The organism is Mycolicibacterium elephantis DSM 44368, from assembly GCF_004014805.1.
GTDB lineage: Bacteria > Actinomycetota > Actinomycetes > Mycobacteriales > Mycobacteriaceae > Mycobacterium > Mycobacterium elephantis.
This window is the reverse complement of record NZ_ATDN01000080.1, coordinates 1-261: the sequence shown is the minus strand read 5'-3', so window position 1 is coordinate 261 and position 261 is coordinate 1. Positions and strand designations below refer to the sequence as shown.

Sequence of the window (261 nt, the reverse complement as noted above, 5' to 3'; positions counted from 1 at the left end):
GTCAACACCACGGTGCCGTCGGGGAACTGATGGTCGCGCCAGCCGCCGGGGCCGGTGAAGAACGTTTTGATCAAATGATGCAGGCGGCAGTAGCACTTGTTGTTCGACGGGTGGGTGGGCCCGGCCGGCCAAGCCATGGTGTGGTCGACATCGCAGCGCTGCGCGGGGCGATCACAGCCGGGCCAGCGACACGTCAGATCACGCCAGAAGATGAATTCCCGCGAGGCGGCGCTGGGCCGATACCCGGGATCCGGGCCCGCC

General features: G+C 67.4%; 1 protein-coding gene. It reads right to left on the bottom strand.

The window, feature by feature from the left end; genetic code table 11:
* Positions 1-261: HNH endonuclease signature motif containing protein (locus tag MELE44368_RS25665; RefSeq protein WP_164890231.1), on the bottom strand; the 261-nt coding region annotated here is incomplete at both ends.